This is a genomic window from Hyphomonadaceae bacterium BL14 (genome assembly GCA_027627705.1).
GTDB lineage: Bacteria > Pseudomonadota > Alphaproteobacteria > Caulobacterales > Maricaulaceae > Oceanicaulis.
The window spans coordinates 2,405,771-2,431,763 of sequence record CP091242.1 but is presented as its reverse complement, the minus strand read 5'-3'; the positions used below and the strand labels follow the sequence as shown (position 1 = coordinate 2,431,763).

23 protein-coding genes and 1 tRNA gene are annotated in these 25,993 nt (G+C 67.5%); 9 read left to right on the top strand and 15 right to left on the bottom strand.

Annotated elements, in window-relative coordinates; genetic code table 11:
• Window positions 1-165: 165 nt before the first annotated feature.
• Window positions 166-1,050: an N-formylglutamate amidohydrolase gene (locus L2D00_11865; GenBank protein ID WBQ12540.1), complete on the bottom strand. Its 885-nt coding sequence runs from the start codon at window positions 1,048-1,050 to the stop codon at window positions 166-168.
• Window positions 1,051-1,171: 121 nt separating this feature from the next.
• On the opposite strand from L2D00_11865, the gene L2D00_11860 reads away from it, so the two are divergent.
• On the top strand, window positions 1,172-1,540 hold the full coding sequence (locus tag L2D00_11860) for a response regulator (GenBank protein WBQ12539.1): 369 nt from the start codon (window positions 1,172-1,174) through the stop codon (window positions 1,538-1,540).
• A gap of 130 nt (window positions 1,541-1,670) precedes the next feature.
• Here L2D00_11860 and L2D00_11855 read toward each other — a convergent pair whose 3' ends face one another.
• Window positions 1,671-4,769 carry a TonB-dependent receptor gene (locus L2D00_11855; GenBank protein ID WBQ12538.1) on the bottom strand — a complete coding sequence of 1,033 codons (3,099 nt, stop codon included), beginning with the start codon at window positions 4,767-4,769 and terminating at the stop codon, window positions 1,671-1,673.
• A gap of 331 nt (window positions 4,770-5,100) precedes the next feature.
• On the opposite strand from L2D00_11855, the gene L2D00_11850 reads away from it, so the two are divergent.
• Window positions 5,101-5,177 (top strand) — tRNA-Val (locus L2D00_11850).
• A gap of 8 nt (window positions 5,178-5,185) precedes the next feature.
• Here the strand turns inward: L2D00_11850 and L2D00_11845 are convergent.
• From L2D00_11845 to L2D00_11820, 6 genes are all read right to left on the bottom strand, one after another.
• Entirely contained in the window at window positions 5,186-5,665 is a 480-nt protein-coding gene (locus tag L2D00_11845) for an acyl-CoA thioesterase (GenBank protein ID WBQ12537.1), read from the bottom strand.
• A gap of 56 nt (window positions 5,666-5,721) precedes the next feature.
• The gene (locus L2D00_11840) at window positions 5,722-6,564 is read right to left on the bottom strand and encodes a WecB/TagA/CpsF family glycosyltransferase (GenBank protein ID WBQ12536.1); all 843 of its coding nucleotides are present in this window, start codon (window positions 6,562-6,564) and stop codon (window positions 5,722-5,724) included.
• A 61-nt stretch (window positions 6,565-6,625) separates the two neighbouring features.
• Entirely contained in the window at window positions 6,626-8,506 is a 1,881-nt protein-coding gene (mnmC, locus tag L2D00_11835; protein ID WBQ12535.1) for an FAD-dependent 5-carboxymethylaminomethyl-2-thiouridine(34) oxidoreductase MnmC, read from the bottom strand.
• 56 nt (window positions 8,507-8,562) lie between these two features.
• Window positions 8,563-9,429: a flagellar motor stator protein MotA gene (gene motA, locus L2D00_11830; GenBank protein WBQ12534.1), complete on the bottom strand. Its 867-nt coding sequence runs from the start codon at window positions 9,427-9,429 to the stop codon at window positions 8,563-8,565.
• 109 nt (window positions 9,430-9,538) lie between these two features.
• Complete coding sequence (locus L2D00_11825; GenBank protein WBQ12533.1) at window positions 9,539-10,276, bottom strand: gamma-glutamyl-gamma-aminobutyrate hydrolase family protein; 738 nt, start codon at window positions 10,274-10,276, stop codon at window positions 9,539-9,541.
• A complete protein-coding gene (locus L2D00_11820) occupies window positions 10,269-11,582 on the bottom strand; it encodes an ATP-grasp domain-containing protein (GenBank protein ID WBQ12532.1) in 1,314 nt (437 codons plus the stop codon). The genes L2D00_11825 and L2D00_11820 overlap by 8 nt, the downstream gene beginning before the upstream one ends.
• 437 nt (window positions 11,583-12,019) lie before the next feature.
• On the opposite strand from L2D00_11820, the gene L2D00_11815 reads away from it, so the two are divergent.
• Both L2D00_11815 and L2D00_11810 read left to right on the top strand, forming a co-directional pair.
• Window positions 12,020-13,465: a hypothetical protein gene (locus tag L2D00_11815; protein WBQ12531.1), complete on the top strand. Its 1,446-nt coding sequence runs from the start codon at window positions 12,020-12,022 to the stop codon at window positions 13,463-13,465.
• Between the two features lie 21 nt (window positions 13,466-13,486).
• Window positions 13,487-14,797, top strand: coding sequence for an MFS transporter (locus L2D00_11810; protein ID WBQ12530.1), 1,311 nt, complete (start codon window positions 13,487-13,489; stop codon window positions 14,795-14,797).
• Here the strand turns inward: L2D00_11810 and L2D00_11805 are convergent.
• Window positions 14,794-16,026, bottom strand: coding sequence for a lytic murein transglycosylase (locus L2D00_11805; GenBank protein ID WBQ12529.1), 1,233 nt, complete (start codon window positions 16,024-16,026; stop codon window positions 14,794-14,796). The two genes, L2D00_11810 and L2D00_11805, sit on opposite strands and share 4 nt — an antisense overlap.
• 237 nt (window positions 16,027-16,263) lie before the next feature.
• On the opposite strand from L2D00_11805, the gene L2D00_11800 reads away from it, so the two are divergent.
• Entirely contained in the window at window positions 16,264-17,316 is a 1,053-nt protein-coding gene (locus tag L2D00_11800; protein WBQ12528.1) for a pilus assembly protein, read from the top strand.
• Between the two features lie 19 nt (window positions 17,317-17,335).
• Here L2D00_11800 and L2D00_11795 read toward each other — a convergent pair whose 3' ends face one another.
• The 3 genes from L2D00_11795 to L2D00_11785 form a co-directional block, all read right to left on the bottom strand.
• A complete protein-coding gene (locus L2D00_11795) occupies window positions 17,336-17,695 on the bottom strand; it encodes a DUF971 domain-containing protein (protein WBQ12527.1) in 360 nt (119 codons plus the stop codon).
• A 4-nt stretch (window positions 17,696-17,699) separates the two neighbouring features.
• Window positions 17,700-17,909, bottom strand: coding sequence for a Trm112 family protein (locus tag L2D00_11790; GenBank protein WBQ12526.1), 210 nt, complete (start codon window positions 17,907-17,909; stop codon window positions 17,700-17,702).
• 65 nt (window positions 17,910-17,974) lie between these two features.
• A complete protein-coding gene (locus L2D00_11785; protein ID WBQ12525.1) occupies window positions 17,975-18,610 on the bottom strand; it encodes an LON peptidase substrate-binding domain-containing protein in 636 nt (211 codons plus the stop codon).
• A 338-nt stretch (window positions 18,611-18,948) separates the two neighbouring features.
• On the opposite strand from L2D00_11785, the gene L2D00_11780 reads away from it, so the two are divergent.
• Entirely contained in the window at window positions 18,949-20,739 is a 1,791-nt protein-coding gene (locus L2D00_11780) for an ABC transporter ATP-binding protein/permease (GenBank protein ID WBQ12524.1), read from the top strand.
• Between the two features lie 18 nt (window positions 20,740-20,757).
• On the opposite strand, the gene L2D00_11775 is transcribed toward L2D00_11780, so the two are convergent.
• Entirely contained in the window at window positions 20,758-22,170 is a 1,413-nt protein-coding gene (locus tag L2D00_11775) for a sodium/proline symporter (GenBank protein WBQ12523.1), read from the bottom strand.
• 151 nt (window positions 22,171-22,321) lie between these two features.
• On the opposite strand from L2D00_11775, the gene L2D00_11770 reads away from it, so the two are divergent.
• On the top strand, window positions 22,322-23,263 hold the full coding sequence (locus L2D00_11770; protein WBQ12522.1) for a DMT family transporter: 942 nt from the start codon (window positions 22,322-22,324) through the stop codon (window positions 23,261-23,263).
• Here L2D00_11770 and L2D00_11765 read toward each other — a convergent pair.
• On the bottom strand, window positions 23,250-23,882 hold the full coding sequence (locus L2D00_11765; protein ID WBQ12521.1) for a TetR/AcrR family transcriptional regulator: 633 nt from the start codon (window positions 23,880-23,882) through the stop codon (window positions 23,250-23,252). The two genes, L2D00_11770 and L2D00_11765, sit on opposite strands and share 14 nt — an antisense overlap.
• 214 nt (window positions 23,883-24,096) lie before the next feature.
• Here L2D00_11765 and L2D00_11760 point away from each other — a divergent pair, with 214 nt between their 5' ends.
• Window positions 24,097-24,267: a twin transmembrane helix small protein gene (locus L2D00_11760; protein ID WBQ12520.1), complete on the top strand. Its 171-nt coding sequence runs from the start codon at window positions 24,097-24,099 to the stop codon at window positions 24,265-24,267.
• Here the strand turns inward: L2D00_11760 and L2D00_11755 are convergent.
• On the bottom strand, window positions 24,264-25,316 hold the full coding sequence (locus L2D00_11755) for a beta-lactamase family protein (protein WBQ12519.1): 1,053 nt from the start codon (window positions 25,314-25,316) through the stop codon (window positions 24,264-24,266). The two genes, L2D00_11760 and L2D00_11755, sit on opposite strands and share 4 nt — an antisense overlap.
• Window positions 25,317-25,406: 90 nt before the next feature.
• Here L2D00_11755 and L2D00_11750 point away from each other — a divergent pair, with 90 nt between their 5' ends.
• Entirely contained in the window at window positions 25,407-25,982 is a 576-nt protein-coding gene (locus L2D00_11750) for a cob(I)yrinic acid a,c-diamide adenosyltransferase (protein ID WBQ12518.1), read from the top strand.
• Window positions 25,983-25,993: the final 11 nt, after the last annotated feature.

Below are 25,993 nucleotides of genomic sequence, written 5' to 3'. Positions count from 1 at the left end.
TGAAGGATGTGGAGACCAAGCTTGGCGACCTGGAACGTACGGACAAATCACATTGGTGACGGTGCGTAACAAGTCACACGCTTATTCCCCGCGCAAGAGTATAACGCAGACTGACCCGCCACGTCACGCATTTGTCATCAATCAGCCCCGCAAGAGCGGCGCCAGTCACTCGGCCGCCCGTGGAGCAGAGAGGGTATGCATATCCATCTGCTCAATCCAGCGGGACAGGGCGGCGGCCAGCGCGGGCATGTGAGCGTTCGGGGTCACGGTGCGCTCATCCAGGTAGAGGGCGCGGTTGATCTCGATCTGTACGGCGTGGACGCCGCGGGCCGGGCGGCCGTAATGCTCGGTTGTATAACCCCCGGCATAGGGCCGGTTGCGCACCACGGTGAAGCCGAGCGCACGGAACTGCGCTTCGGCTGCCGCGATGAAGGCGCGCGAGCACGCTGCGCCATAGCGGTCGCCCAGCACGATATCGGCCCCGCGCGCACTGGCGGCGGGCATGGAGTGGCAATCGATCAGGAACGCCTCGCCGAATGCGGCTTTCGCCGCAGCCAGCTCGGCCTTCAGCGCCGCGTGATAGGGACGGTAGCACTGTGCCAGACGCGTCTCGGCCTCGGTCAGCGCCAGCCGTCCGGCATAGAGCGGGCGGCCGTCCGCAGCGGCGCGCGGGATCACACCCAGCCCGGCCGCGGCGCGGGCGCTGACCGCGCGTGTGCTGGCCGGCGCCGGATCGAACATATCCGGGTCGAGCTCCCATTCAGCCCGGTTCACATCCACGAAGACACGCGGGAACAGCGCCTCGACCAGAGGGGCGCCATGACCGGGGACGCTGGCGAACAGCTGATCCACATAGGCGTCTTCAGACTGGCGCAGCACGCTCAGCGGCAGCTGGGCCCTGGCCAGGGCCTCCGGCGCATACTGGCGGCCCGAATGGGGGGAGGCGAAGACAAAGGCGGACGTGCGCCGCACGGGCGCATGCACAGTGCACGTACTGTTTTCAGGGCCGTCTTCTGGGCCGGGACCGGACGCGGCAGGATCATGGGACATGAGGCGCAGTGTCCGCGCCCCGGCCCTTTTGGTCAATCACATCACGCCGCCGTGCGCGTTCAGCAGACTTTTACCCGGATGTCATAGGGTGAAACTGGTGGATACCATGAAGGGGATGAGAATGGCCCGCATACTCCTGGCTGAAGACGACGACTCGATGAGAGACTTCCTGGCCAAGGCGCTCGAACGCGCCGGTCACGAGGTCGAGCGGGTCGCCGATGGCGAAGAAGGTCTGGCAGCTCTGGGCGAGACGCCCGGCGGCTATGATCTGTTGCTCACCGATATCGTGATGCCCGGCGTGGACGGCATCGAGCTCGCCCGGCGGGCGGCCGAGGTCGATCCGGGCCTGAAAATCATGTTCATCACCGGCTTTGCCGCCGTGGCGCTCAATGCCGGCGCGAATGCGCCCGCCCAGGCCAAGGTGCTGTCCAAGCCCTTCCATTTGCGCGATCTGGTCGATGAGGTCGCCCGGGTGATGCAGGCGGCCTGAGGCGTCTGGCCTCAAGGGTGCGCCGCGCCTGTGAGGGCCACCCTGTCTATATCGATCTGAAAATAGAAAAAGGGCCCGCTCATTCGAGCGGGCCCTTTCAGTCTGTTCAGTCTCCTAAGCGTATCGGTGCTTAGAACTGCTTCGTCACGTTCAGGAAGAAGCTGCGGCCGACGATGTCGTAACCGGAGCCCAGCACCGCGTTGCCGTTCCCGAGGGTGGGACCGCTGGCGTTGCCCGACACAACGGCCGGATCTTCGCCGAGGATGTTGTTCACACCCGCGCGAATGATCCAGGTGTCCTGCGTGTAGGTGGCCGACAGCGAGTGGTACCACGTGCCCGGCTGCGACGTGACGTAGGACGAGAAGTCCACGTACGGCGTGGCAGGGTTGTTGACCGTGACGCACCCGGCGTCGAGCGTCGAGCAGGTCGGGTAGATGCGCTGGCCGTACGGGAACGCAGCACCCGGCGTGGTGTCGTTGTAGATCGCCGCCTGGGCGCCGACATAACGCGCGGTCCAGAAGGCCGACCAGTCACCACGGCGTACGCGGGTGGTGATGTTGCCGCGCCATTCCGGGTTACCCCAGTCGCCGACCTGGTTGAAGATCGCCGAGGTGGAGGTGGTCTGGTTCAGAATTTCGTCCGACCAGGTCCACGCCGTGTTCACGTCAAGGCGCAGGCCACCGAAATAGTCGATGTCCATGCCAAAGCGCGTGTTCAGGTCAACGCCGGAGATTTCCGAGCGGGCAACGTTGAACGGCGTGTTGTCGACCGACAGCAGAAGGCCGCTGTTCGGGTCACGCACGCGGCGGGCGCAGAACGGGTCGTTCGGGAAGTTGTTGGAGTTGTAGCACTGCGACAGACCGAACGCGGCACCCGGCAGAGCGATCGAGTCTTCGATTTCCAGCTTGAAGTAGTTCACCGAAAGGGCGAAGTCGAACGCATCGATCCAGGGCTGTTCGAGCACGAAGCCCACCGACAGAGCCGTGGAGGTTTCCGGATCCAGACCCCGGTTACCTGCACGGAACGCTTCAACCGACGACACCCCGTTCAGGCCGAGCGCGAACGGATCCACGCCCTCAGCCTGGCAGTTAGCGAGCACTTGCGGGTTCCGATTGTCCTGGCTGCCGTCATAGGTCGGCGGAGCATTCGGATCGTTCGGGTCCGACTGGCGAGCCGCCACTGGCACGACGCACGGGTCAACCCCACCGGCCACGAAGCCGGTCTGGCCACCCAAGAACAGCTCGCGGGCGTTCGGAGCGCGGAACGACGTGCCATAGGTGCCGCGCAGGGTCAGGAAGTCGAACGGCGAGTAGCCGACGCGGGCCGAGTAGGTGCTGTTCTGACCGTAGAACTCGTGGTCGGTCAGACGGCCGGCCAGGTCGATGGACAGGTCTTCGGCGAATTGCGCGCCGGAGATCAGCGGGATCGACACCTCGCCATAGGCTTCGGCGATGCTCACCGCGCCCACGGACGGACGGTCGGCGAAGAAGCCGGCCGCACGGCCCTGAGAGGCCACGGCGTCCACACCGGAGTCCAGCGAGTCACGGCGCCATTCGACACCGAGCACCGCCGCCAGCGGGCCAGCAGGCAGCTGGAAGACCGGGCCGGTCACGAAGCCGCCGGCGACCGCCTGGTCGACGCGCGTGGTGACCGTGCGCTGGACGAAGAGATAGTCAAGCTCTTCCGGGGTCGCAAAGGACGAGTCGCTCACGCCATCGATCGGATACAGGCTGTCAGCGAACAGGTTGACCGGAACGCAGGAGTCCGCGCCGATAAAGGCGAAGCCCGGCGGCGGAACGTCGATGCCGCAAACAATCTCACCATTTTCAACACGCGAGGTGTTGATGGTCAGACGCAGCCGGTCTTCATCCAGGCCGTTACGGCGGGAATAGCCGATCGAACGGGTGTAGCCGGCGAAGGTTTCGAATTCCCACTCGGGAATGCCGAAGCCCGCCAGATCGCCGCGCAGGCCGCCCAGGAAGCGGGTCTGCTGAACTTCGATCGAGTAGCTGCGGTCGGCCGGCCAGTGCAGGATCGGCGTAACGTTCACACCGAACGGGTTGAACGGGTTTGACGCCGGCACGTCCGGGAAGAGCTGGCCACGGAAGCCCTGGTTCTGGTTGGCCTGGCTGTTCGAGTGGGAGAACTCGGCGAACGCCTGGACGCCTTCAAAGCCGAAAATCGGCTGGAGGTCGCGGCTGGCGGTCGCGAACAGCGAGTAGCGCTGGGAGTAAGGAATGACGTCGTCATTGCCTTCCAGATACGAACTCGTGTTCTGGGGAGCTTGCGAGTCGCCCGTGGACCAGCCGACCGGCAGAACGCCCGGGAAGTTGGTGGTGCCGGGCGTGCGGTACACGTCAGCGCCGCGGCGGACGCGGTTGATGATGGCACCGGTGCAACGCGACTGTTCCTGACCGTTCGCATCGATCCAGATGTTCCGGTAGCAGGCGATGCCGCGGTTCGGGTCGAAGTTATAGTCGCTGTCGTTCAGGTTCATGCGGTCCTGAGTGAAATACTCGAAACCGATGAGGAAGTTGTGGTTGTCGCCATTGCTGCCCATCAGCAGGTTGTAACGCTGGCTCATCGCCGCGCCGTTTTCCGGAACCTGGAAGAAGGCATCAGCCTGCACGCCATCGAAATTGTCGCGCAGAACCACGTTCACCACGCCGGCGATGGCGTCCGAGCCGTACACTGACGACGCGCCGTCCAGCAGCAGGTCGATGCGCTGGATCATGGTGGTCGGGATCAGGTTGACGTCCGGGAGCGACGGCGCGCCCTCAGCACCGGCCGGGGCGAAGCGGCGGCCGTTGATCAGAACCAGGGTGCGGTCAGCCGACAGGCCGCGCAGCGAGACGTTGTTCGCCGCCGGGCCGCCATCGGTCACGAAGCCGCCGGTCGAAATCGTGCTGTCGAGCTGGACGCCCTGCGCCACGTTCGACTGCTGCAGGATCTGAGCGGTGTCGATCAGGCCCGCGTCGCGGATCTCTTCGACATCGATCACCTGAAGCGGGGCGGTGGAGGTGAAGCTGTCGCGGCGGATGCGCGAGCCGGTCACAACCACGGTGTCGCCGCTGCGGGCTTCAGGTGCCCGCTCTTCGGTGCGCGCCTGATCGTCATCTTCGTCTTCGTCGGCTTCCTGGGCGTAGGCCAGGGCACCCGTCATGGTGACCGCAGCGAAGCCCGCCAGAATCGTCGAGCGCAGCAAGCGCTCCTTTTCCCAAATCTTCACGATCGTTCCCCTTGTGTTGGACCGTTCTTGTCGCGCCGCTATCCGGCTGCCAGCGCGGATCGCCGCACTTGGCGCGGACTATGAGGGGCGCGAGGCCGCTGCGTAAAGCGCTGTGCACCGTGTTGCGGCGGTGGTTTACCGCTTTTGCCACGCGAATGTTGCAAAAAGGCCATAATGTCTTCATGGGCCTGTAAGGTGCGCGGCCGGCGTCCCGGACCGGCCCGGCAGCGATGCGAGATTGACAGCTTCACCGCCGCCAGCTTAAGACGCGCCTCCTCCTGCTGAAGACGGCGCAGCGCGTTGTCCCGTCCAGGAGCGCAAGGTCTGGTGCGGGCGCGTAGCTCAGTTGGTTAGAGCGCTACGTTGACATCGTAGAGGTCACAAGTTCGACTCTTGTCGCGCCCACCATGCCTGGACTAGCCGCACAAAGCCCGACCGGCTCGCAGATCGTCCTCGAACGCTTTGAGATCACGCACCAGCTCATCGGGGACCGGTGCCGGTTCGCGCGGCGGACCGGGGCGGGCGAACACATAGGTCAGCGCGCCTGACGCCAGCGCGGCGCCGCCCGCGCCAAACACCGCAAATCCGAACACCAGGCTGGTGCGCCCCACCCGCTCGACGCGCATGCCGATCTCGATTTCCTCGTCAAAATGGGCCGAGGCAAACCAGTCGGCGCGGCAATGGACCATGAAGGTGTCGACCCCGCTGGTTTCCAGCAGATCGGCATAGTCGACCCCGGCGGCGCGCCAGAATTCGGTAAGCCCCACATCGGCATAGACCAGGTAATTGGGATTGAAGACGATGCCCTGGGGGTCCACCTCTGACCAGCGCACGCGCAGCCGGTGGCGGAAGGGAAAGTCAGCCGTCTGCGGCGGTGCGGGTCTGGATGTTGTCATGATGGCCTCCTGGCGCGCTGTACCGGGCGTCGCCCAGACTGGCCCCGGACGGGCCGTCAGGAAAAGTGCTTTTGCAGGTCGCGCTCGAACGCGCGCAGCCGGGCGCGGGCTTTACGCCACTCCCACCACAGAACCAGCACCTTGGGCCCCTCGACCAGATAACGCCGCCACATGCGGGCAGGTTCCTCGCTCAGGCGGTGCAGCCATTCCAGCCGAGAGCGCTGAATCCACCGCGGCGCCCGGCGGGCCTGCCCGGACAGAAAGTCCAGCGACGCGCCCACGCACAGCCCCACGCCCACACAATCGCCGCGCTCCAGGCAGGCCTCGGCGATCATCTCTTGCTGGGGCGAGCCCACGCACAGAAATACAAAGCGGGCCGGGTTGGCGGCGATGAAGGCGGCGCAATCAGCAATCGCGTCGGGCTTGTGGCGCAGGCCCATGGGCGGCTCATGCCAGCGCACATCCGTCAGGCCGTAACGCGCCCTCACCCCGTCAATCACCGCCTGTGACCCGCCAATGACCACAATTGGCTCATCGCGGTCGATGGCGGTCTCGAACAGGGCCTCGGTCAGGTCAGACCCCGCTGTCACGTCCACATCCTCGCCCGACAGGGATGCCAGCAATTCCAGCACACGGCTGTCGCATACGGTGAGCCACGCCTGGGCGTAAAGCGGTGCCAGCGACCGATCATGGCGCATGCGCACCAGATGATCGACATTGGGCGTTACCACAAAGGCGAAAGGCGCATCCGCCGCGCGCGTGGCGATGCGCTCGAGGGCGGTGCCAAAGCCGATGCGGTCAAAGGCGGTGTTCAGGAACCAGACATGGCGCGAGGCCGTGCGCCGCTCCACGAGCGGTGCCGCACCACAAAAAGCGGTCTGGGTCTGGGGTGCAGTCATGGCGTGCCGTTTTGCTCCACGCAGCGGGTTTCGCTGCGGGAGGCGAGCAAGAGCCGGGCCGTTAGCCCCGCTTCAGCGACCGCCAGGCCAAGCGCGCCGGGTGCAGTGCCTGCAGCGCAGCGCGCTCCAGCGGCGGCGGCTCGCCGCACAGCTGGCTGGCCAGTGCCTCGGCCAGCAGCGGCGCATGGGCGAAACCGCGCGCGCCCAGACCGGTGAGGGTGAAGACGCGCGGTGACAGCCCGGCACCGGGCGGTGGCACAGCTGCACCTGCACGGCCCTGCGCCAGGTCGGCCCACAGCGCGCAGAAGGACCCATCGGGCAGATTTCCCACCGCCGGCAGCCGGTCGGCTGTGGCGGCCCGCACACCGCCCCAGTGCCCGCGCACCTCTCCCAGCGCCTGCGCCAGACCCGCCGGTCCCGCCTGCGCCAGGGCGCGCAGTGCCGTCCCGGCATGGGCCGCATCGCCGGGATCATCGCCCTTGTCATGGGTCGCGCCCAGCATCAGGCCACCGGGCATGGCCGCGGCATACCCGCCCCAGGCCGCTGCCGAGGCCGGCGCGAACGCGCTGTCAAACACCGCGACCTGCCCGGCGGCCGCCTCCAGTGGCAGCTGGCCCGCCATCAGGTCCCGTCCCGCCGCGCCGCCCGCCAGGATCACCGCCGCAAAATCACCCAGCCCTGCGCCATCGTGACCGAAAAGCCGGACGCCATCCGGTCCGGGCTCCAGCGCCTCGACCCGCGCATCGCGCAGTCCGGCCGTGCCGCCCAGGGCCGCCAGCAGGCGCGCGGGTTCGAACGTCCCGGCGCGCGCCATGAACAGGCCCGGTGTGTCCCAGCCAGTGATGCCGGCGCTGGCGGCACCGTCCAGCCATGTGAAATCATCGTCCAGCGCCCCGGCCAGGCGCTGCAGGCGCTCGGCCTCGCCCAGGCGCAGTACGCCAGCGCCATCGAACGCGCCGGTCTGGCGATAGCGCTGAACCGCAAAATCAAACGCCGCCAGCAGGGCGCGATTGTGTGGCCGGTCAGCCGCTTCGAGGCGCGGCGTCAGCAGGCCCAGCGGCGCGCCCGACGCGCCGGCACCCCAGCCGCCATGCGCAAAGACAGTGACGCCGCGCCCGCGCCGGGCAAAGGCGTCAGCCAGGCTCGCCGCGGCAATCCCGCCACCGATGATCGCCACAGGCCCGTCCATCCGGCCGCCCGGCGCAAAAGGCCCGGCCAGGGGCGGGCGCGGCGGTCCGGCATAGACGGCTTCAAGCCGTTCACGCTTGCGCCCAAAACCGGGGCGCTTGGCCACATCGAAACCCGAGGCGGCGAGGCCCCGGCGCACGGCCCCGGCCACGGTGAAGGTCACGGCGCGAGCACCCGGCGCGCACAGCCTGGCGACACCCGCCAGCGCCGCATCTGTCCACATGGCGGGGTTTTTCGCCGGGGCGAAGCCGTCGAGAAACCAGGCATCCGCCGCGAAATCCATCTGGCCGAGCGCGGCGGTGACCTCGTCATGATGGAGAGTCAGGCAGACCCGGCCGCCGTCGAACACACGCCGGTGCGGGCCGCAATGGGGCGAGGGCCAGGCCGCCAGCAGCGCGTCGGCCAGCGGGGCGAGCTCGGGAAACACCGCCAGCGCCCGCGCGGCGTCGGCGCGCATCAGCGGAAAGCCCTCGACAGACACCATGTGCAGGCGCGCGCCGGCGGGCGCGTGGCGGCGCAAACTGTCCCACAGCGCCAGGAAATTGAGCCCGGTGCCGAAACCCAGCTCGCCCACGATGGTCACGCCGTCATGGAAGCGTTCGGGATACCCCGCGCCGGCCACAAACACCGCGCGCGCCTCGGCCAGCCCGTCTTCGGGCTGGAAATACATATCGCCATGATCGCGCGCCATTGGACCGGACGCCCAGTCCAGCCGCGCATGGGGACGTGTCAGGGTGAGGGGTTGGGAGGTCATGATGCGTCCGCCATGGCCGATGGCCGCGGCGGACGCAAGACCCGGGTGCCGGTCGTTTAGGCCGCCTGCACGGTGGAGATGGCTTCTTCCAGCTCCATGAAGCTTGGCTGGAAGGCGCTGGGCACCGCGCCACGGCCGATCTCGACGGAGATCTGGGCAGCGTTGCCATGCAGGTGGGCGACCAGCACGTTCTGGATAATATGGTAGAAAATGCTCTCTTCGTCATAGACCGCCTGCATGCGGGCCGCGAACGGGCCAACAAAGCCATAGGCCAGGAACACGCCCAGGAAGGTGCCGGTCAGCGCCCCGCCGATCATCTTGCCCAGATAGGCTGGCGGCGAATCGATTGCGCCCATGGTCTTGATGATGCCCAGCACCGCCGCCACGATGCCCAGCGCCGGCAGCGCGTCGGCCATGGACTGCAAGGCATGGGCGGGGCTGGCCGCTTCGTGATGGTGCTTTTCCAGCTGCTTTTCCATCGCGTCCTCGACCTGGTGGGGATCTTCCAGATTCATGGTCATCATGCGCAGCGTGTCGCAGATGAAATCCACCGCGAAATGGTCCTTGAGGATGCGCGGAAAGGCCGTGAAGATCGCGCTCTCGTGCGGCTTCTCGATATGCGATTCCAGCGCGATGACACCCTTGGTTTTCATCGTCTTGGTGAGCTGGAACAGAAGCGTGAGCAGGTCGATATAGTCCTGCTGCTTCCATTTGGAGCCCGAGATGATCTTGCCGAAATCGCCCAGCGTCTTGGTGACGGTCTTGGGCGCATTGCCGATGAGGAAGGCGCCGACCGCCGCCCCGCCAATCATCATCATCTCGAAGGGCAGCGCCTTCACGATGATGTCGAACTTGCCACCTGACAGCACGAAGCCGCCAAACACGAGGCCGAACACGGCTACGATGCCAATAATCTGAAACATATCCCACCACCCGTTCTGTCCGGCCGCTCTCCGCCCCGGCGGGTCGTCCCGCTCTGTCAGGCTTCAGTGGAGCAGCGTCCGATTTCGGGACGGTTATGACAGACGATGCTTAAAGCCCGGTTTGCGAGGCGTTAGCAGGCGATTCACCATCTCGGTGCCGGGCGGCCTCCACCAACGTGCGGAACAGATCGCGCATATCGCGCCGGTAGAGCATCATTTCAGGATGAAACTGGACGGCCATGCGCAAGACGCCCGGCGGGCCTTCCAGGGCTTGTGCCTCGCCATGCTCGCCGCGCGCGCTCACGCGCAGCCCCTCGCCCAGATCCGCCACCGCCTGACGGTGCAGGGAATTGACCCGCGCCCGCGTCCGCCCCCACAGGCGCGCCAGCCGTGTTCCCGGCGTAATGTCGACTTTCTTGCGGTAGAGCATGTAGCCCAGCGGTGTGGACGGCAGGGTGTTCAGCACTTTTTTGTCGAGGATATCGCTGACCGCCCCGCCGCGCGCGACGTTCAGAAGCTGCATGCCCCGGCAGATCGCCAGGACCGGGCGCCTGAGCGCCCAGAACGCCTGCGCCCATTCCAGCTCGAGCCCGTCCCGGCCCCGGTCATAGCGCGCGCCGGGGCTGACATCCCGCCCGTAGACATCAGGATGAATGTTCAGCCCGCCGGCCAGAATCAGCCCGTCAAACGCGTCCGGACGGGTGTCCGCGGTGCGCGGCGTCACCCGCACGGCCCGCCCGCCCGCCAGGCGTACGCCCGCCCAGATCAGCGTGAAGACGCCATAATCGGTCCCCGCCGACGTGGTCACGGCGATGGTCGGGCGGCGCGCGGCGTTAGCGTCACTCATCAAACCTCAGCTCTGGCGGCAATTCTCCCCGCCGGATCATGGATGACAGCACGAACAGGACGCCCAGCGTGGTGCCCGGATCATCCAGCGGGATGAAGTCCGTGGCTGCCTCGGCAGTCAGGTCGCGGGTCTCCCCGAGCGCCTTGAGGTAGGCACCCAGCGACTTCACATCAAACAGGCCGTTGATGAATTCGCCAAAGCCTTTCTGATCCCGATCCGCCAGCTTGTCCCAGCGCTCGGACAGGTTTTTGAAATAGGAATCCTCCTCGGCGATGGACTGGGCCGCGCTCAGGAGGGCCAGCAGCGGCACTTTGGAGCGACGGCCAATGGTCACCTTGGGCGGCTCCAGCACCGGATCGCCGGTCACCTGCCGGTAGAGCAGCCAGGGAAAATCCACCCCGCTGGCCACCGACTGGAACAGGCCCGCCCAGAAGCGCGGATTGACCTCGATCAGAGACGGTGTGTCGTCCGCCTTCCCGGTCCAGCGGTAATCGATCTCGCACACGCCCGACCATTTGAGATGACGCAGGAGTTTCGCCGCCTCCTCCCTGAACGGAGCGCTGTCCACGGTCTCGCGCAGCACGCCCGCGCCGCGCTTGGGCGGGAAGCCATGCAGACTGCGATAGGTCATCCAGGCGCGCAGCTCGCCCTCCTCGCACAGCGCGCAGAAGCAGAAGTCATCGCCCGGCGCGGCCTCCTGGACGAGCGGCCATTCGGCCTTGCTGCGCGGCGGCTTGTCTTCCAGCCAGGCCTTCAGCCTGGCGGCGCTGTCATGGCGCGCCACGCCGCGCCCGCCCACGCCGCGCGCCGGCTTGGTGATGAGCGGAAAGGCGAGGCTGTCCAGCGCCGCGTCCAGCGCCTCCATGGAATCGGGATAGATCGTGCGCGGGAAATTCACCCCGGCGCTTTCAGCGGCGGCCGGCAGCTTGTCCTTGGGCTCCACCTGCACAATGGAGCGGTGATCAGGCGCCGCCACGATCAGCCCCGCCTCGCGCAGGCGGCCGGCATGAGCCGCGATAATCGAAGTCTCTTCAAAGATCGGCATCAGCACGAAGGGCGCATCCCCGCGCGGGCGCAGCGCGTCCGCCGCCTTGATGAGATCGGTGATGAATTTGTCCGGCTTCTCGCGATGATCGGCGACCAGCTTGTGGCCGCGCGAGTGCTTGGAAAACTGCAGCACCGTCATGTCCACGCTGTCGCAGCCCACCACATCAATACCATGATCGGACAGGGATTGCGCCGCGGTCAGCGCCATCAGCGAGCGCGAATAGGTCAGGAGGACGCGCGGCCTGATCTCTTTGGGCATGAACTCTCCGGTGGGGGTGGGCAGGCGCGGCAATCTAACCCGTTGCGCTCGCCGGCGCGAGGGTCTGAACGCCGGCGCAGCCGGGCGATGAAGGATGTGTTGCGAAACCGCGTAGCGGGATCGAGAGCAGGCAGGCAGGCGCCAGGCCAACGATCCGCGCGGGTGCAACGTTCCCGATTCCATCGCCAAGTTGCGCGAGGCGGGCCGGCCAACCGCTCATCAGGACGCGCCGTAGACACTGGCGGAGCAGCGAGTCCGGATATCGGAGAGACGCTCGCGCCGTGGCGGTTGATTGTTGCTTGGGGATTCGGGCGCAAGACCCCATAATCAGGGGGCGAGATGGAAAACTGACCATGCTCTCAGGTTTGGCGACTCTTCTGCTCTTTGCTGGCTCCGCAGAGCCGGCTTGCGCCACCCTCCCGGAGTGTCAGCGGGCCGTGGTGCGCTATCAGGTGGACGGGCACGCCTTCACGCGCGCCGCCGAAGCGCTGGGCGCTGACCCGGCGCAGGCGGCGCTCGACGCGGTCGCGGCGCAGGCTGATGACCTCATGGGCCACCCTCCGGCGGGCGAGCCCCAGGCCTGGCCGGAACCGGTCGTGCGCGCCTTCATCTCGGTTCTGGACGATCCGCACGCCAGCGTATCTGAAGCCCTGGCGGCGCTGGCGCTGGTGCGCCGGGTCCGCGATCATGACGCTCTGGTGCAGCCGGTCCTGCGCCGCCAGGCCGCCAGCCGGGAGCCGATGGTGGCGCTGAGCGCCTTGCATGGTCTGGCCGCCCATGGCGATGGCGAGGCGGCGCTGATCCTTCTCAGGCGCTGCGGCGACGAGCCGGACTATCCTTATCAGGGTTGGCGCAGGCCCCACCACGCCTGTGTGAGCGCCTACGACAGGGCGCTTGATCTTGACCTCGCCGCGCCAGCCTTTGAGACCGTACGCGCGACATTGCCCGGCCTGCAGCCCGAGGAGCAGAACTGGCTCCTGCGCAGGATCGCCACAGAGCGCCGCAGCGAGGCGGCGCCATTATTCGTCGACGCTCTGGACGCTGCGCACTGGCGGCGCAACTGGCGCCTCGGCTTTGAGGCTGCGGCGGGCCTCACCGGGCTTGACGCGCCGGATAAGGCGGCCGCCGAGGCTGCGCTGGAGGCGGCGGCCCGTGATCACTGGATGCCTGCCGTGCGCGCCCAGGCCGCCCTCGCCCTGCATGGCCTGCAGACCGGTTCGCTGGAAGGCTCGGGCCAGGCTTGGGCTGAGGCGCAGCTGGCTGAACGCGCCCAACGCCTGGGGGACAATCGTAACGATCACCGCATGCTGGACCTGTTCGAACGGTCGGCACCCCGGCTGTTCTTCCTGGACTTTGACGAAAGCCCGCTGGTTTACCGCAGTCCGGACCGGCTCGATCCAGACCGGACCATCGTCCCGGGCTGCCAGGCGTGGCGCTGGGACGGGCTGGATTTCGAGGGTGTGGATACGGATATCCGCGCCGATTATGGCGGGATCGTCACCCTCGCTCCCCATGAGTTCACGTTTCTGGTGGGCAGTGATTTCGGCCAGTGGTCCGGCGCGCTCACTGCGACAGGCTTCGGGTCGCGCAGCCGGGTGCTGAGCACACACATCAACGTGATCGGGATGGCGCGTTCACCGCGCGGGGTCTGGGTGCTGTCAGGCCGGGACGGCTACGTGATACGCGGCGGTGCGCTCGATCATGTCGAAACGCCCATTTTCGGTGCCCCGTCCGAACTCACCCGCATCGCGACCCTGTCCGCCAAGCCGATCACCTTGCGCGAAATCGCGCCAGGCCGCGTCGCCATTTTCGGCAGCGGCTGGGTTATGGTGGCTGATCAGGATGGCGTGGAAGGTCTCGCGACCTGCACCGACGCGCCATAGACGCTGGCGCTGTGCGGGCGTATGGCTGACGGGGCAATGAGCCCGGCTTCCGAACCCCTCAATCAGTCCAGTCCGCAGGCGCGCCGGCGCGCCTTCCGGCTGTTGTTCGTGTGCCTGATGGCCACGGGCATCGGCAATTCCATGCTGTTCGCGATATTGCCGCCGCTGGCGCGCCAGCTGGAGGTGGCGGAGGTGTATGTCGGGGCGATCTATACCCTGTCGGCGCTGCTATTTCTGACCATGAGCCCGGTCTGGGGCGCGCTGTCGGACCGGGTGGGGCGGCGGCCCCTGATCGTGTTCGGGCTGGCGAGCTTTGCGGTGTCGACGCTGGTGTTCGCAGCCGGTGCCTGGGCGGGGCAGTCGGGGCTGCTGCCGCCGCTGGCGGCCATTGTGGCCATGGCTCTGGCGCGCTGCCTGTTCGGCGGGCTGGGCTCGGCGACCAATCCGGCAGCGCAGGCCTATGTCGCCGACCGCACCAGCCCGTTCGAGCGAACCAGCGCGCTGGCCGGGCTGACGGCAGCGTTCGGTCTGGGTGCCATGATCGGACCGGCACTGGCGGCGGCCTTTGTGGAGCGCATCGGCATCGCCCCCTTCATGATCGTGATTGCGGCGCTGGTGGGCGCGGGCGCATTGGTGGTGCGCCTGACCCTGCCGGAAAAGACCCCGCCCAAGCGTCAGCAGGGACGGCCGATCAATCCGCTGGTACAGTTCCGCTTTGCGCTGGATCCGCGCCTGACCGGTTTCATGCTGTTTGGCTGCGCGATCTGGCTGTCACAGGCGGCCGGCCTGCAGGCCGTGTCCTTTTACGTGATGGACCGCCTGGCAATTGGCCCGGATGAAGGATTGCAGCTGGCGGGTGTGGCGCTGACGGCCGGAGCCGCGGCGCTGATCTTCGCCCAGCTCGCCGTGATCCCGGCGCTGAAGACCAGCCCGCGCGTGCTGATGATCCTGGGCGGCGTGCTGATGGCGGTGGGCAATGTGGGGCTCGTGTTTGCGCCCAATTATGCCGGCATAGTCGTGGCCTTCATGCTCAACAGTTTCGGCTTCGGATTGGGGCGGTCCGGCTTTACCGGCGGTGCCTCGCTGGCGGTGAACCCCGAGGAGCAGGGGCGTGTGGCGGGCCTGACGACAGCGACGGCGGGCGTGGGCTTCCTGATCGCACCGCTGACCGGGCTGTGGCTTTATCAGGCGGTGGCACCCCCGGCCCCCTTTGCCCTGAACGCGGCGCTGTGCGCAGCGGGGTTCGCCCTGGCCGTCTTCCATCCGCGCATTCGCGCCGCCGCGGCCCAGGCGGTGGACACCCACGAGGATGCCGGGCCCGGACCGGTCTAGCGGTTCGCGCGAGCGGCCATCACGGCGTCGTGGGCCTGACGCCCGGCATAGCCGTCCGCGATCAGGCTGTTGTCGGCTTGGAAGCGCCGCAGCGCCGCGCGGGTATTGGCACCGACAATCCCGTCAACCCCGCCGGTATTATAACCCAGCGCGGTGAGCGCTTCCTGCAGGTCGCGCGACTGGCTGCGGGTGATGGGCGGATCATCTTCCGGCCAGCCTTCGGGCGGCGTGACCCCACTGGACAGGCGCTTGGCCAGATAGGCCACGCCCAGCCCGTAGGCGGTGGAGTTATTGTACCGCATCAGCGCTTCGAAATTGCCGAACGCCAGAAAGGCCGGACCGCGCGCCCCGGCGGGCAGCACCAGGCGGGCCGTACGGTAGAGGTCATCTGAATCCCATTCGCCATTGGCCGGGCGCACCGCATCCAGCGCCCAGGCCGAGACCGGGCGGCGGGCGTTCTCGCTCCAGCGGGCAAAATCATAAGCCTCGGGCAACGCGACCTGAACCACGACCGGCGCGCCGGCTTCCCAGCCGGCATTGACCAGAAGATTGGCCGCGGAGCCCAGCGCGTCCGCCTCGCTGGCCCAGATATCGCGCCGCCCGTCACCATCCATGTCCACGGCGCGTTCCAGATAGGTGGTGGGAATGAACTGGGTCTGGCCCATGGCACCCGCCCAGCTGCCCTTGAGATCATCACGGGTGGCGTAGCCGCGCTCGATCATGCGCGCGGCGGCGATCAGCTGGGCTTCGGCAAAGCCCCGGCGGCGGCCCTCCCAGGCCAGCGTGGCCAGCGAGCGCACCACGTCAAAATCGCCCTGAATCGCACCGTAGGCGCTTTCCAGACCCCAGATGGCGGTCAGCACATGGCGATCCACGCCGAAGCGCGCCTCCACCTGATCCAGCGCATCGCGGTGGCGCGTCGCGGCGCGCTGGCCGCCCGCAGCCCGGTCCGCCGACGCGGCACCCGCCAGATACTGCCAGACCGGGCGGACAAACTCGGGCTGGGTGCGGTCGCGCTCGACAATGCGCAGATCAGGTGTGAGCCCCTCCAGCATCGACGCGCGCACCGGTGCGCTGACGCCTTCGGCTTCCAGGCGGTCGGCAAACGAGTCAAGCCAGGCCGGGAAGGTGGCGGGATCGGGCATGTCGGCGCGGGCCGGAGCGGCCAGCGCAGCCGCCGCCAACACAAGAGCGGCCAGGCACGCCTTCAAAAAAGTTGATAACGCCATGGTTTGTCCCGTCTGCTTCGCCCCCCGGCAGGCATCATCCTACAGCCCGTACGCGGCCGGGGCGAGAGGCCAGCATCAGCCTCACGGCCAAGTGAAGTCCCTGTAAAGACAGCCCGTCCGTTTACCCGATGTTTACCGCGCTTCCAAAGCGGGCGTTAACGGCGCGCGCGTAATCTGGCATCGAGATTGCTGCTAACGGCCCGAGACGCGCCTGAAGCGGCGATGGGAGAATGCAAGATGAAACTGTTCAAGGACAAGGCCGGGAATGTGGCGGTGACCTTTGCGCTCGCCCTTGTGCCGCTATGCGGCCTGGGCGGGGTCGCGGTGGATACGGCCCAGCTGATGGGCGTGCGCGCCCAGCTCCAGAATGAGGCCGACCAGGCGGCGCTGAACGGCGCGGTCGAAGGGCCGGACGGTGATTTTGCGCGCTACCGCACCATCGCGCACGACCGTATTCTGGACCGCCGCGCCATGCAGAATCTGAACGTCACCGGATCGTGGAGCGGGGCGGACTACACCGTGTCGATCACGGGGACCATGACCACGGCGCTGGTGCATATCGTGCCGGGCCTCAGCGATACGGTGAACGTTCGCGCCGACGCCGTGGCGCGCCTGCATCAGCCGCTTCTGCAGTACGAGCCGCCGCTGATCAGCGAGCTGGACCCGGAGGCCGGGGACTATAACCGCATCTATGTCTATTGCTTCGATCCGGACCCGGCAGCGGGCAAGACGATGGAAGAGCGCCGCACCCAGCGCACCGCGATCCAGGACAATGCCGGGACCAGCTATACCTATACCTGGCCGCGCTGCGAGGACGGCGAGACCATCAGTTTCGAGCTGTACAACGTGCGCTTCTCGCGCACCGCGCCGGCCCGATGGGACGACGCCTCCACCGATGGCCAGTCCTGGTGCCACCACCGGCCCGCGCCGTGCCGTTTCAACTATCACACCGATACGCGCATGGTGAACAATGTGGAGAACCACTCCGGGCTTGAGCTCAATATTGTCGAGACCATGCTGTGCGACACGTATGAGGAATGCCGGCCGGCCAGCGAGGGCGGCATCATCCCGTCTGGCAGGGACCGCACGCCAAACCGGGAGACACGTCCCTGCGAGCCGGGCAAGTTCATGTATTACGGCTGGGAGGACCGTCCGCCGGGCCTGGAAGGTCCGAGCGCCAACTGGACCCAGGTCGCCTGGACCGACAATGACTTCGACGATATCCGGGTGATCATGGAATGCCCGCAATACGACGATACCGGTGAGCGCTTCGTGCGCCTGATCCGCTAGACCGGGCCCTGCCCGCCCGTCACCGCGACAGCCCGGCGGCCTTGAGCCGCCGGGCATAGTCGTCCAGCCGCTCGCTCGCCGTCTCGCCCAGCTCGCGCAGATAGCGCCAGGAATAGATTCCCGAATCATGGCCGTCGTCGAAGGTCAGGCGCACGGCGTAGCGCCCCACCGGTTCGGCACCGGTGACCTGCACCCTGGCCTTGCCTGCAACAAGCTTCTTCTGGTGCGCAGCATGGCCCTGCACTTCGGCAGACGGGCTTTCCACGCGTAGCAGCTCGAACGGGATGGACAGGGTCTGGCCATCGTCAAACCGGATGTCGAGTGCACGGGCACCGGCGCGGAACGCCAGCGTCTCCGGCCAGGGGGCACCGGTGGTCATGGCCTTACCGGTCCAGCTCGCGGGCTTCCTCGACCAGCATGATGGGCACGCCTTCGCGGATCGGATAGGCGAGCCCGGCCTGGCGCGAAATCAGCTCGCCCGCGGCGCGGTCATACTCCAGCGGCCCGCGCGAGTGCGGGCAGACCAGAATCTCGAGCAGTTTGGGATCGAGACCGGCTTCAGCCGGGCGGGAGGTGTCAGCGGTCTTGCTCATGTCTCAGCACATAGTCTCAGGCCGCCGCCGCGTCCAGTGCGCGTGCGGCTGGCCGGTGACGCCGCTCAGGCGCGGCCGGTCTGTCCGGCGCGCGCCAGCGCCTCTTCCATCAGGGCGCACAGGATGGACGCGCGGTCCGGTCCTGCATGGGCGGTGAGCAGGGCCTGCTTGTGGTCAGACTCCAGAGGCGCGGCCATAACCACCCGGTCGACCACTGTGTTGACCGGCGCGCTGAGCAGGGACGCCCAGTCCGCCGACAGGCCGGTGAGCTCGAAATAGGCGCGCATCACCGCCAGCAATTGGGTGCGCATATGGTCGGCTGACGGGGCGGGGGCCAGATCGCCCTCAAAACCGGAATAATCCGCCCGGGCCATCCGGTAAGGCGTACGGCGCACCGCCTCGCCCGCAATGGTGAACCGGCAGACGCCCGCCAGCACGATCAGATACCGGCCGTCCTGGGTCTCGGTATGGCTGACAATACGCCCGGCCGTCGCCACCCGCTCCAGCCGGGGCGCATCGCGCGGTCCGTCGCCACGCGGCTGCACCATGGCAATATGGCCGTCACCGGCCATGGCGTCGTCAATCATGTTGAGATAGCGCGGTTCGAACACGTTCAGCGGCAAATGCTCGCCTGGCGGCAAAATGCAGCCGCGGATCGGAAACAGCGCGATTTCCAGGGGAAGGTCTTCGATCTGGCTCATGGCGGTCCGGCGTCACCTCTGTGTCTGAGCAGATGTAGCACGGCGCGCCCGTGTGGCCAGAGGCTGGCGTGGCGCGGCGGACACACCGGCCGCGCGCGATGGGTGCGGTTCACGTTTCAGCGCTGGCGCCGGGCCGCGCCGTCGGTCATGGTGCGCGCCGGTCAGGGGGAGCGCCCGCCCTGATGGCAGAGGCTCGGCTGACCCATGCTGCGACCGGTCTGAATCAGTCCTGCGGCACGCCAGCCCGCATGGTCCGGGTGGACAGCCCGACCTGACAGCCGCTCACACTGCCTGATCAGCCGCGTCCGCAGAAGGACGCACCAGCCTGGATACGCCTTATGACCGATTTTGACGCCGACGCGCCTGAACGCGGCGCGGGCGCCCTTTCCAACCTTGCTGTCATCGCTTTTGTCTGGCGCCAATGGATGCGCAAGCCGCGCCTGTACACCGCCTATGTCGCGTTCATGGCGCTGGCGACCGTCGCCGATGTCTTCGTCCCCGTCGCCGCCGGGCGGCTCATCGACGCCATCAGCGGCGCGGACGCAGACCCTCTGGGCGGTGCCCACTGGATGGCGCTGGCGCTTTTTCTGGCGCTGGCGGCCGGGGTGAACATCGCCCGCCAGATCGGGGTGCGCATCGAGATCATCGCCACCAGCGCCGTCATGGCCGACATGACCAGCGATGCGTTCGAGCGGGTGCAGGGCTTTTCCGCCGACTGGCACGCCAATGCCTTCGCCGGTGCGCTGGTGCGCAAAATCACCCGCTCCATGCGGGCATTCGAGGAGATCACGATGTATCTGTGGGCCGGCATCCTGCCGGGCCTGGGCGTCACCTACGGGCTGGGCATCTACATGCTGCTCAACTGGCCGCTGGCCGGGGCCTATGTGCTGGCGGTCAACACGCTCTTCATCGCGCTGACATTGCTGATGATGGAGCGCTATGTGCGCCCGCAAAACCTGATCTCCAATGCCCGTGACGCCGATCTGGGCGGGGCGGTGGCTGACGCGCTGACCTCGATCACCACTGTGAAGAGCTTCGGTGCCGAGGCGCGCGAGACGGGGCGGTTCGCGCGGGCCGCCGGGGACTGGCGCCGGGAGATCCGCAAGACCTGGTTCCGTTTCGTCAACACCTGGGCGGTGCAGACCGTGCTGGTGCTTGCCCTGCAGGCCGGCCTGGCGGGGCTGCTTGTGTCCATGTGGCAGGCCGGCGATGCGACCGCAGGCGACGTCGTGTTCGCCCTGACCGCCTTTCTGGTGATGGCCGGATACATGCGCCGGTTCGGCGAGGAGGTGCAGAGCCTGCAAAAGGGCCTCGACGACATTCAGGATGTGGCCGGCTTCATGACGGCACCGATGCAGATCGCCGACGCGCCCGGCGCTCCCGATTTCCGGCCCGGCGCCGGCAGGATCGAGTTTGATCAGGTCCGCTTCACCTATGGCGGACAGGATGCACCGCTCTATGAGGATTTCGCCCTGACCATCAGGGCGGGCGAAAAGATCGCGCTGGTGGGGCCGACAGGGTCTGGCAAGTCGACCTTCGTGAAGCTCATCCAGCGGCTTTATGACGTGGACAGCGGGGCGATCCGCATTGACGGGCAGGATGTGCGCCAGGTCACCCAGGCCAGCCTGCGCCGCGCGATCGCGGTGGTGCCGCAAGACCCGGCCCTGTTCCACAGAACCCTGGCAGAGAATATCGCCTATGGCTGCCCCGGTGCCAGCCGCGAGGCCGTCATCGCGGCGGCCCGCCGGGCGCGCGCCCACGCCTTCATCGAGGCGCTGCCCCAGGGTTATGACACGCTGGTGGGCGAGCGCGGGATCAAGCTGTCGGGCGGTGAACGCCAGCGCGTGGCCATCGCCCGGGCGATCCTGGCCGATGCGCCCATCCTGGTGTTCGACGAGGCGACCAGCTCGCTGGACAACGAGACCGAGCGCGACATCCAGGCGGCGCTGGCCGAGGTGACGGCGGGCAAGACCGCCATCGTGATCGCCCACCGCCTGTCCACGATCCGGGATGCGGACCGGATTCTGGTGTTCCGGGACGGTGCCATTGTCGAACAGGGCACCCACGCCCAGCTCAGCGCCATTCCCGGCGGGGCGTATCTGCGGCTGGCCGCACTGGCGCAGACCTGACCGGTGGCAGCGCGCGGCTCAGGCCGTGCGCCGGCGCGCCGCGAACAGGATGATCAGGGGCGGGATCCACGGGATCAGCCGCTCATACAACCCGCCCGGCCCCTGGCCGGTCTGGTTGAAGAAGACGGTGAGGCCAAAGCCCGCGATCATAGCAGCAATGACCGCCACCGCGCCGGGACGCCAGACGAACACCCGCGCCAGAATGATCGGGCCGAAGGCCGCGCCCAGCGCATTCCAGGCAAACAGCACGCGGCTGAAGATATCCGACGGTGCCGCCAGGGTCAGCACCACCGCCGCTGCGCACAGCGCAGCCATCACCGCGCGCGCGATCAGCACCTCGCGGCCAGGGAAGATGCGCGCCACGCGCGCATCATGGGAGATGGCGGCGGCCGAGCTCAGCAAGACCGAATCCACCGTACTCATCACGGCCGACAGAAGCGCCGCCAGCACGACGCCCGCCATGACCGGGGGAAACAGGGTGGCGATGGCGGCGAACAGCAATTGTTCGTGCTCGCCCGGCCCAAGCCCCAGGGCCAGCGTGCGCCCGGCCAGGCCCAGGACCGCCATGCCGACAAACACAATGATCGCCCAGCTGATCGAAATGAGAAACGCGCGCCGGCGCGCGGCATCGTCCTTCACCCCCATCACGCGCGCCGCCAGCTGCGGCTGACCCGCCGTGCCCAGACCGATGCTCGCCAGTCCCAGAATAAAGCCGGCAGCGATAAAGCCTGACCGCCCCCCGAAAGCCTCGAGATGACCCGGATAATCGGCGGCCAGCGCGGCGAGCACGGCCTCAGGTCCGCCCGCCGCAATGACGGCGGCCACCGGCGCGATGACGGCGATGAAGGCCATGACCAGGCCCTGCAGCATGTCCGTGACCGAGATCGCCCAGAAACCGCCCAGCAGCGAGTAGATGAGCACCACGCCCGTGCCCAGCAGCACCGATTCGGCCACGCCCAGCCCGAAATAGCTCTGCATGGCCGTGCCGGCGGCCTGTAACTGCGCAGCGACATAGAAGATGAAGCAGAACACCACCAAAGCCGCCGAGATCAGCCCGATCAGGCGCTTGCCCGCCGCACCGGCATCCCCGGCGAGATAATCGGCCAGCGTGATGTGGCCGCGCTCTTCGGCCTCGCGCCGCATGGCGCGTCCCATCACGATCCAGAGCAAGGCATAGCCCGCCCATATGCCCGGCAGCATCCACAGCGCGCTCAGCCCGGCCAGGAAGACAAAGCCGGAAAAGCCCAGCAGCACCCAGGCCGAGGACGAGGTTGCCGCATAGGACAGGCCCGCCACCCACGGCCCCAGCGTGCGCCCGCCAATGAGGTAGTCGGCCTCGGTGCCCGTGCGCCGGCTGGCCCAGACCCCGATGGCAATCAGCAGGCCTTTGTAGACGATCAGGGTCGTCAGGATGATGGCGGCGTTGGACACAGGCAAAGCCCTCCCCGAGCGGCCCCGCCAATAAGCCCCGTCCCCGGCCCGTCTGGCAAGGCATCCCCCACCGCTTGCGCAGGCGCGCGCCCTGACCTTAAGAACCGGGTCCAGCCGTCAGGGCGCGGACAGGGCGGAGAGGGCGAGGTTCATGACAGATCAAACCGCCCGGCCCGGCGCATCGCTGACCGGCGTGCTGGCGCTGGCGGCGGCGGCCTGTGTGATCGGGTTTGCCGCGATCCTGGTAAAGATGTCCGGGCTCGGCCCCCAGGCCATTGCGTTCTGGCGCCTGGCCTTTGCCATTCCCGTGCTGGGCGTCTGGTTGCTGATCGAGCAGCACCGGGGCCGGGCGGGCGGGCCGGCAGCAGCGCCGCCCGCGCGGCGCTGGCGCATCCTCATGCTGGCAGGCGTGTTCTTTGCCGGCGATCTCGCCTTCTGGCATGCCGGGATCAAGATCACGACCGCGGCCAATGCGACGCTGCTGGCCAATCTGACGCCCATTCTGGTGGCCCTGGCGGCGTGGGCGCTGTTCAAGGAGCGCATTACGGTGCGCTTTGTCATCGCGGCCGCTGTGGCGCTGGGCGGGGCGGTGCTGCTGACCGCCGCCAATGTCCGCTTTGCCCCCGAACGCCTCACCGGTGATGCGCTCTCGGCGCTGACGGCATTCTGGTATGCGGCCTATCTGCTGGCGGTGCGCGCCGCGCGGGTTCAGGGGGCCGGGACCGCCAGCGTCATGTTCTGGTCAACTCTCACCGCCGCGCCGCTCTCGCTGGCGATCGCCTTGCTGGCCGGCGAGCGCCTCCTACCCGATACGCTGGCAGGCTGGGCGCCCCTGATCACGCTGGGGGTGGTGATCCACGCACTGGGCCAGGGCGGTATTGCGTTCGGTCTGGGCCGCACACCTGCCGCGCTCGCCTCGCTGATCATTCTGGTGCAGCCGGTCGTGGCCGCGGCGGCAGGCTGGGTTCTGTTCGGAGAAGCCTTCGTCACCCTGCAATGGTTCGGCGCGGGGCTGGTGCTGGCCGGCATCTATATCGCCCAGCGCACCGGGCCCCGCCTGCCCGCGCCGCCGCCTCGGGTCAGGCCCCGCTAGGGTTGGCCGCCATGCCACGGACCAGAAGCGAAATCCGTGCACTCAGGGCCGTGCGTGGGTCTTCCCCATAGGCCTTGCGTGATTCACGCAAGGCCCCTGAGAACAGGTCCACAATGGCGAGAAATGCCGTGCCCTGGTCGAGATCGGCGCGCAGCTCACCGGCCTCCACACCCGCCGCCAGGACCCGCTTGACGGGCTCCCAGACGAATTCCATGGAATCGAACGCGCGCTGGAAAGCCTCGTCCTGCACCAGCCAGCTATGGCCGATTGCCGCACTGGCCAGCTCGGCCTGACGCAGCTGCGCATCCAGCAATTGCTGAAGCAGTGCCGACAGGCGGTCACCGGCCCGGCCTGACAGAGCCGATTCCAGATTGCCGAGGGTCTCGGCCACACCCTCGTAATGGCCGCGCATGATCGCCATGAGCAGCGCCGCCTTGGACGGCTCGGCGTTCAGCACCGTGCCGGCCGAGACGCCGGCGCGGTCAGCGATCATCTTGATGGTCGCGCCCTGATAGCCTTCCGACAGAAAAACTTCCCGCGCAGCCTCGAGCACAACGCCGCGTGTGGCCTCGCGCCGCACGTCGCGCCGGGTGTTACGTTTGCCTAGATTATCCCGCATTCAATCAGCCCGCCCACTATACCTGGTTCGCATCCCCCCGGCTGCAGTGCGCGCGGCCGATATACAGCTTTGCGGTGCATTGCAAGCACTGCCAGCAATATGCACACCGGGTTACACGCTCATATGACCGCTGGCGCAGCCATTGCCACGCAAACGCTGACAGCCTATCTGCACCGGCATGACAACACTTCTAGATATAATCGTATACGGCGCAATGGCCGCGGTTTTCGTGATTCTGGCCGCGGGCATCTATGCCCTGTTCCGGGGCGGCGAATTCGGGCGCACCTGGTCGAACAAGCTGATGCGCGCGCGTGTGCTGTTTCAGTTCATCGCCATTCTGGCTGTTCTGGGCGCGGTCTGGGCCAAGCAGCAGTTCGGCGGCTAGTCGCGCTCCAGCGCCGCGCGCACCGGACCTGACACCCGCTCCAGGCGCCCGTCATTGACGCCCGCGGCCCCCGCCCAGCCCTCGCCCGGATGCACCACCATGGTGACCAGCCACATCGTGTTCGACCCCGAGTGCGTCAGCGTCCCGTCCGCCCGCACGCCCCAGCCCAGCGCATAGTCGCCCACGGGGGCATGGAGCCGGGCAAAGCTGTCCGCACTGAGATATCCCGTGTCCTCTCCCGCCGCGCCGCGCCGGTAAAGGTCGAGGAAGGCCATGAGATCGGCAGCGCTCATATGGGCCCGGCCGGCAGAATTCATCGCCGGCGGATTATCGGCGCCGGCACCCGGCTCGGCCACGGTCAGGCCGAACAGGCCGCCGCGATGGCCGCGTGGCTGATCGGCTGTTCCGGCAACCCCCGGCGGGCCCCAGCCGGCACTGGCCATGCCCAGCGGACCAAACACCTCGCGCGCCATCAGCGCTTCATAGGTGTCCCCCGCCGCGGTCTCCAGCATGAGCGCGGCCATCACATAGCCGGCGTTCGAATAGAGAAATTCGCCCGGCGCTTCGCCCGGCGCGCCCAGGACGGCGCGGGCATAGACCAGCCGGTCGGCGGCGGCATCCCGGTCTGTGTCCGCCCCCGCCAGCCGCAGCGCCGTGAGCATGCCGGCATTGGCCACCAGGCCGGAGCGATGGGACAGAAGGCTGACAAGGTCGGCGCCGGCCAGATCCGGATGGATCTCCAGATCGAGCGCGCCAAGCGTGTCCCCGATCGTGCTGTCCCAGCCGATCACGCCCTGCTCCACCAGCCGCGCCGCCAAAGTCGCCGTCATCGCCTTGGTGTTGGAGCCCATATGCCACAGATCATCCGGCGTAACCGCCACCGCCCCGCCATGCACCCGCACGCCGGCCACACCGGCCCGGACACCGTCTGCATCGATCACGGCGACCATGGCGCCAGGCGAGCCGGCCGCCTCCAGCAGCACCCGGGCGCGGGCATCCACGTCCTGGGGGGCCTGAAGCATTGCGGCGGCGATGAGGATGGCGAGCATGGATGTTTCCCTTCGCTAAAGCGTCTGCCCGTATTGAATCCACGGCCCGATGGCACAAGTGTGTCGGTAGCGATCCCGAGGAGGCCTGCCATGGTGCAGCTGACAACCATCTATACCCGCACCGGCGATGACGGCCGCACGCGGCTGGGCGATATGAGCGAAGCCGACAAGCATGATCCGCGCGTGGAAGCCTATGGCACGGTGGACGAGGCCAATGCCGCCATCGGGCTGGCCGTAGCCGCGATGAAGCCGGAGGATCCGCTGCACGCCGAGCTGACGCGCATTCAGAATGATCTGTTCGATCTGGGTGCCGATCTGTGCGTGCCCGAGAGCGAGGCGCCGCGCAGCTGGACGCCGCTTCGGATGAAGCCTGAACAGACGGTGCGCCTCGAAGGCGTCATCGACGCCTTCAACGCAAGGCTCAATGCGCTGGGCAGCTTCATCCTGCCCGGTGGCAGCGAAGCGTCCGCGCGCCTGCACCTGGCGCGAACCATCACCCGGCGCGCCGAGCGCTGTGTCACGGCGCTGATGGCCGCAGGCGGCAATGTCAGTCCGGCCGTGATCACCTATCTCAACCGGTTGTCGGATTTACTGTTCGTTGCCGCCCGCATCGCCAATGACGACGGCCGCGCCGATGTGAAATGGGTGCCGGGCAAGGCACCGTAGACAGGTCCGTC